Raw genomic sequence first — 6,488 nt, 5'->3', positions numbered from 1 at the left:
CAATCTCGCCCCGCCGTGGGCACTCCCACCCCGTTCGATCCGGTCCACGCCCCCGAGCCGTTCACCCCGCCCGATCCGTTACCGGAACGCTCGACGCCGACCGACTCCCCTCGTCACCCACTCCAACCCCCCCCCGGCTCAAACTCCCCGATCTCCCGCCCCCTCAACCGAGCCGGCCAGCGGCCTCTCTTCATCCCGCTCCGTGAGGCCCATCTTTGCCGGAACGGGCGCGGTGTTGTTCCGTGCGATCCCAGGCCTGCCCGCCCGCGGGGGGCGACCACAAGACCAGAAGAGCCGGAAGCGAACCCCGAATCGGGTCAAGCGGACCCGACAGGCGCGCCGGGGCCATACAGAAGCGAACAGGGGCCATACACAAGCGACCAGAGGACACCCCGCATGGCCGTGAAGCCCGGGCGATTCCTTAACCTTCGATGGAATATTGATTTACAGAATCCCGTACGCCCCTCATTGGCTTCGTTTGGCGCGGCCGGTTCTCACCGCACCCGTGGGCACACCCCGCCTGCCACCTACGCCCAATGGCTTCGTTTAGCCAAGTCACTCCTGACCGACACCGCACGTACCGAGTACGTCTACGGCCCCGGCCATGTGGACAAGTCCACTCTGCAAACGTGCTCGTTGGATTTCGATGGTCTCGCAGTGCGCCATCTCTGTCCGCGGCACCTCGGGGGGGGCAAGCGACGGTCCCTGTTGCCTCAGAAGACCACGGAGCAGGCGGAATGAGGGTCAAAGTCGATGGCGCGACAATTGCAGGTCGGCGATCACGAACCTACACTGCTAATTTGAGTCCGCGCATGTCACGATGAATGCTACCGGAGGTTGGTATCTAATGAGCACATCATGGATTCGGCTGCCGAGACACAGTCGATTGACTCCGAGAGTCCTGGTTATCGGACTGGCTATGGTCGTCGCAGCCCGCACCGAGGCCCCAGCAGGTGAAAACCCGCCCCAATCTACTCTCTATAACGGGATTGAATTGCCGAGTACCTGGCCACCGCGACAAGGTAAGCTCACCCGAGATCCCATGACTATGCCGTATCTGCAGACCCCTCCAAAGGTGATCCCGATCGACATCGGCCGGCAGCTGTTCGTGGATGACTTCCTGATTGAGCAGACCGACCTGGAGAGGACGTTCCACCAACCAGTTCATCACGCCGGTAATCCGGTTCTCACGGCGGACAAGCCCTGGGAACTGGAGGCTGACATCCCCGGCGCAGGCCCGTTCAGTGACGGCGTCTTTTTCGACCCGGCCGAGCGGCTGTTCAAAATGTGGTACATGGCCCCGCTGTTACGCGGCACCTGCTACGCGACCAGCCCTGATGGCATAAGATGGGAAAAACCGGTACTCGATGTTGTGCCCGGCAGCAATGTCGTACTGCCGCCGCCACCGGGCTGGTCCGGGCGTTTCCGGGATTCGTGCACGATCTGGCTGGATTCCGCGGCCACCGATCCCGCAAGGCGCTATCTCATGTTCAGCATGATTCAGATCTCTGGCTCCGGTTGGCATATGTGCCTGAGCGGCTCGCGCGACGGCATTCACTGGTCGGAGCGAATCGCAATCAGCGAGCGACCCTTGGGCGACCGAACCACGGTGTTCTACAACCCCTTCCGACGAAAGTGGATCTTCAGCGTCCGCGTGGGGGATCCTGACGTCGGGCGGGCCCGGGCCTATCTCGAGCACGACGACCCCGTGGCCGCGGTTAAGCAGCTCCCCCGAGGGACGGTGCCCTGGACTTGTGCCGATCACCTCGATCCACGGCATCCCAACCCGGAGTTCAACGCGATCGCGCCCCAGCTCTACAACCTCGACGCCACCCCGTACGAAAGCGTGGTGCTCGGTTTGTTCTCGATATGGCAAGGGCCGCCGAACGAGGTCTGTGCCCAACGCCGCATCCAGAAGCGCAACGAGATTCTCATCGGATTCAGCCGCGATGGCTTTCACTGGCACCGGCCCGACCGGCGCCGTTTTATCGGGGTCAACGAAACCGAAGGGGCGTGGAACTGGGGCAACGTGCAAAGCGCGGGCGGTGGCTGCCTGATCGTCGGGGACAAACTGCACTTCTACTTCAGCGGTCGGTCTCGGTCAGACAAGTTCTGGGACGCCTCTATCCATACGGGGCTGGCCGTCCTACGCCGCGACGGCTTTGCTTCCATGGGCACCAAGGAGAAGGGAACCCTGACCACCCGGACCCTCCGCTTCGGCGGCCGGCACCTCTTCGTCAATACCGACGCCGCCAAAGGCGAGCTGCGCGTTGAGCTACTGGACCCCAATGGACGGGTGATCCAACCGTTTACCCTGGCGAATTGCCTACCCATCGACAAAGACGCCACCCAGGCAAAGGTGGCGTGGCGAGGCGGCGATGACCTGTCCGCCATGGCCGGTCAGCCGGTTCGCTTCCGATTCCACGCGACGTGCGCGGACCTCTACGCCTTCTGGGTCAGCAGCGATTCGACCGGCGCGAGCAGGGGCTACGTAGCAGCGGGCGGCCCAGGATTCAAGGGTCCCATCGACACGGTGGGTGCGACAATACTCCCCAGCCGTCGTTGAACTGCGGGCGAGAGGCCAGAAGCGGACGGGGAATCACGGTGGTGTTGCTCAGGTCCACGCGGTGCAGAAGCTCGGTGCGGAAGCTCGGCCTGGAGCGGTCGCTGGGTCCGTGTGGTCGTCCACGTAAGCGGAGAAGGGATGGTTGACCGGAGAATAGGCGTTCGAAAAAAAAGGACCTGATCCCGTTGTCCGAGCCTGACAACCGGACGGCAAACAGCTACCGGCCAGTCAACACATCGTGACGAAGCGGCCGCCCGACGGCAGGTAGTTGCACGCCACGGGAGCTTGACAGCTTTCCATGAACAACTACGCTGAACTGGAGACCTGGGGTCACATTTCGCAAGGGAGAAACCACGATGAACAGCAATCGAGCAAGTTCCATTCCCGCATCTACCAGGGATGGTCCGATCACCGCCGTGTCCGGTCGAACTCGATGCGGCGTTCTCCCGGTGCCCCGTGTCCACACCGGCACACCCTTGTTCCTCTTGGCCCTGTTGGCAACGGGAATGGCGGCAGGATCCGGTTGCTTCAACTTGATTTGGCCCACACCCATGTACCTGGGGATCGAGATGGTCGATGCCACCGTCGACCAAGTCTCCGGTGTGCTCATCTCCTCGGTGGACACCACTTCGATCTTCACCTCCCAGCTCAGGAGTAATGACATCATCATCGCTTTCTACGGAGACGACGCGAGTAGTGTTTCAGGCTTACGCCTTCTCGAGGCTGCGGTCGAGCCGGGCAGTACGGTAAGAATCAAGTTGTTCCGACCCGACACCAGGGCTGCCCTCGACGCGCAGGGCACCATGCCGCTAGACGATCCAGCGGGAATCCCCACGTCCATCGGCCTGTCCATCAAGGACAACGGCACCGACACCGGTGTGGTGGTGGCCTCCAATCCGACCTCTCCGGCCCGGGAAAGCGGAATACTCGCCGGCGACCTCATCCAGGATTTCAATACCTCGCCGATCAGCGACTCCAAGGCCTTCCGGGCCAAGGTGGCAGGTCTCTCCAGCGGAGCCACGATCACGATGCTCACCCGCACGACGAGTGCGGAGGAACTGCGACGTGAGTTCAAGGCTGACTCTCGGGTCGAGCACTGCCTGTCCTACGTGGGAATCAACGTCCAGTCGCTCACTTCCTCGCTGGCAACGTACTACGGGTACAGCGGCATGAAGGGTGCCAAGGTGACCGCGATCTACCCCAACAGCGCCGCCGCAAAGGCCGGCCTGGCCGTGGGCGATATCATCGTCCAACTGGCGGGTACACCCACCCGCTCCGCCTCCGAGCTGAAGAGAGTGGTTCTCGCTCATGCCAACCAGACAGTGAGCATCGACTACGTTCGTTCCAACCGCTGGCGATCGGTGTCCATCAAGCTGGAGGGAATCATCTCCATCCAGCCCCCTCTGCCCGATCTGGGCCTGAGCCTGAGAGACGATGCGTCAGGCGTTAAGGTCTCGTCGGTTTCCACCGGCGGCGCCGCGGCCGCAGCCGACCCACCGCTGGAGACCGGGGACATTATTCTCAGCATGGACTCGGTACCGACCCCGGATGTGGGCACTTTCAATAACCTGCTCGCTACAAAAGCCGCGGGGACCTCGATCTTGATCGGCTTCAAACGAGACGACATCTTCCTCCAGACGCTGATCACGATTCCCAAAGCCAGTAGCTCGAGCAGTACCCAGCCAGCAGCTTGAACCCGAGGATTTGATTCTAAAGGGAGGCAAAGGCCGCCACGAAGGGCGTCGAAGGGTTGAGTCTCCGCAACTACTTTGCCGCCGCCAGCCCTCGCGCGGCCGCCTCGCGGACGTGTTGTTCGGTCGGATCCTGTCGCGTCTGGTGCAGGTGTGAGTAGACTCGCGCGGCATCAGCTTTTCTGTCGGCCGCGAGCAGCTTATCCGCGAGAAGCAGGCAGCTCGTGGCTGCCCGGATCCGCTCCCAGGCATCCCGGGTGTCGGACGCCTTGATGAGCAGGTCTGCCGAACCGGCATCACCGATATTGGCGAGCGACCAGATGGCAGCGATGCGAACGTCGCGACTCTCATCGTGTGCGGCGCCCTTGAGGTCAGCGATCGCCCCTGCATCGCCCAGGACGCCCAACGCCTGGATGATCGCCAGCCGGTTTCTGCCCTGGGCCTGCGGCAACGACCGCCGCAGAACCTCGGCGGCGCTCGGTCCGATGGCGGTCAAGGCCGAGACGGCGTGTGTACCCAGCTCCTCATCCTGGAGTTGGCCGCCGATCGCTGCGATCGCCGCCGGTCCACCCACCCATTGCAGCTCACGAAGCAGCAAACCCCGTACACCTCTAGATAGATCACTCCGGCCCAGGTGCGAGGCAAGCGTTTCGACCACCATCCGCTGCAGCGGTGCTCTGTCCGGGTGAGCCACGTAGACGACCAGCCCGTGCAGAACGTACTGCGCCCGGTAGTCCTTGAAATCAGGGTCGGTGGAGTCGTGGACGAGGTTGACCACTTGTGTGATCCCCTCCTGGCCTCTCGTCAGGATCTCCTCGAAGACCTGCCGGGCAACCTGCGGTTCGGGACCGGTGAACTTGCTTTCCTTACCGGGTTCGTCCACTTCGGGCATGCTGGCCACATGTGCGGCGATTTCGGCTTGGGATTCGGGCATGGTCGTGTCCTTTCTTGGCCAGCCACTGGCCGCCATCAAAGATGCCAGGGGGCGCGCATGGGCTGATTCACCAGCCGATTGGCTTCTTCGTCACCGACAATGACTTCCTTGACCGGGTCGAACCGGATCTTGCGTCCCACGCGAATGGCGATATTCGCCAGGTGCATGATGCTCACGGTGCGGTATGCCGCTTCGGCGTTTCCGCCGGCCGGTTTGCGTGATTTGACGGCCTGAGCGAAGCTCAGCAGCGGCTCTGGCTCGGGCATCGCGGCGATCTTCTTGCGGTCCTCTTCCTCAAGATCGTTGAGGCTCAGGCCTCGCGGCTGTTTGCGGTCGTAGGGTTTGCCCCACTCCCCGCTCGAGATAACCAGGGTGAAGCCGTTGCCGTACTTGAGTTCAATCCAGCCCCACATGCCGCAGACGTCCGGATGTGCGGGTGGGGCATAGGCCTCAACCTCGACCGGAGCGGTGTTGTCCAGACCATATTCCCAGGTGATGGGGTCGAAGTGATGCTGACCCATGTCACCCAGGCCGCCGCCTTCGTAGTCCCAGTAGCCGCGGTGCGTACCCCCGTGACGATGCGGGTGGAACAACCGTTGCGGCGAGGGTCCCTGGTACATGTCCCAGTCGAGCCATTTGGGGACCGGCTGAGGTCGGGTATTGACCAGCCCGCTCCACTCCTTGACTTTGAAGCCGCCCCGTTCGACGAGGACCGCGTCGCAGTTCTTCAGCAGGCCGCTGGTCATGATCTTGCGCTTGAGAATCGAATCGGGGTTTCGGCTCCTTTGAAACCGGCCGAAGGTGCCAACCTGGAAGATCCGGCCGTAGCGTTTCTCCGCGTTGGCCACGGCCCGGCCCTCGGCGATGAAGCGGGTCATCGGCTTCTCGCAGAGGACATCCTTACCCGCTTCCATCGCGGCGATGCTGATCAGTGCGTGCCAGTGCGGCGGCGTGGCGATGGCGATCAGGTCGATGTCCTTGCGCTCCAGCACGCGCCGGAAATCGGTGTAAGTCGTCTTGTTGTCCGCACGGTCGGCCCACTTGACGTCACAGCGGGCCAATTCGCGGACATTGAGCCCTTGCGACATCGTTTTGAACGTCCCCGGACCCTGGCCGCCACAGCCGATCAGGGCTCCGCCGAAGGTATCGCTGGGAGCGGCATATCCCCGACCCAGTACGTGCCGAGGCACGATCATCGGTGCGACCACGGCCGCGATCGTGCCTTGGAGGCATCGCCGCCGTGTGAGTCGCTTCTTGTGTGAGAGCATGAACGCGTCCTCCTGAGGACAGTTGCAGT

General features: G+C 62.7%; 5 protein-coding genes. 3 read left to right on the top strand and 2 right to left on the bottom strand.

The window, feature by feature from the left end:
* Positions 1-396: 396 nt before the first annotated feature.
* From KA354_21585 to KA354_21575, 3 genes are all read left to right on the top strand, one after another.
* Positions 397-741 (top strand): hypothetical protein, encoded by a 345-nt coding sequence (locus tag KA354_21585; GenBank protein MBP7937244.1) that lies wholly within the window; start codon positions 397-399, stop codon positions 739-741.
* A gap of 178 nt (positions 742-919) precedes the next feature.
* The gene (locus KA354_21580) at positions 920-2,566 is read left to right on the top strand and encodes a hypothetical protein (GenBank protein ID MBP7937243.1); all 1,647 of its coding nucleotides are present in this window, start codon (positions 920-922) and stop codon (positions 2,564-2,566) included.
* Positions 2,567-2,922: 356 nt separating this feature from the next.
* A complete protein-coding gene (locus KA354_21575; GenBank protein ID MBP7937242.1) occupies positions 2,923-4,260 on the top strand; it encodes a PDZ domain-containing protein in 1,338 nt (445 codons plus the stop codon).
* A 70-nt stretch (positions 4,261-4,330) separates the two neighbouring features.
* Here KA354_21575 and KA354_21570 read toward each other — a convergent pair whose 3' ends face one another.
* Together KA354_21570 and KA354_21565 are read right to left on the bottom strand one after the other, a co-directional pair.
* A complete protein-coding gene (locus KA354_21570) occupies positions 4,331-5,191 on the bottom strand; it encodes a HEAT repeat domain-containing protein (protein MBP7937241.1) in 861 nt (286 codons plus the stop codon).
* A gap of 35 nt (positions 5,192-5,226) precedes the next feature.
* Positions 5,227-6,459 carry a Gfo/Idh/MocA family oxidoreductase gene (locus KA354_21565; protein ID MBP7937240.1) on the bottom strand — a complete coding sequence of 411 codons (1,233 nt, stop codon included), beginning with the start codon at positions 6,457-6,459 and terminating at the stop codon, positions 5,227-5,229.
* Positions 6,460-6,488: the final 29 nt, after the last annotated feature.

The organism is Phycisphaerae bacterium, assembly GCA_018003015.1.
Classification (GTDB): Bacteria; Planctomycetota; Phycisphaerae; order UBA1845; family PWPN01; genus JAGNEZ01.
Note: the sequence above shows the minus strand (reverse complement) of the source record. Positions and strands in the feature narration are given on the sequence as shown.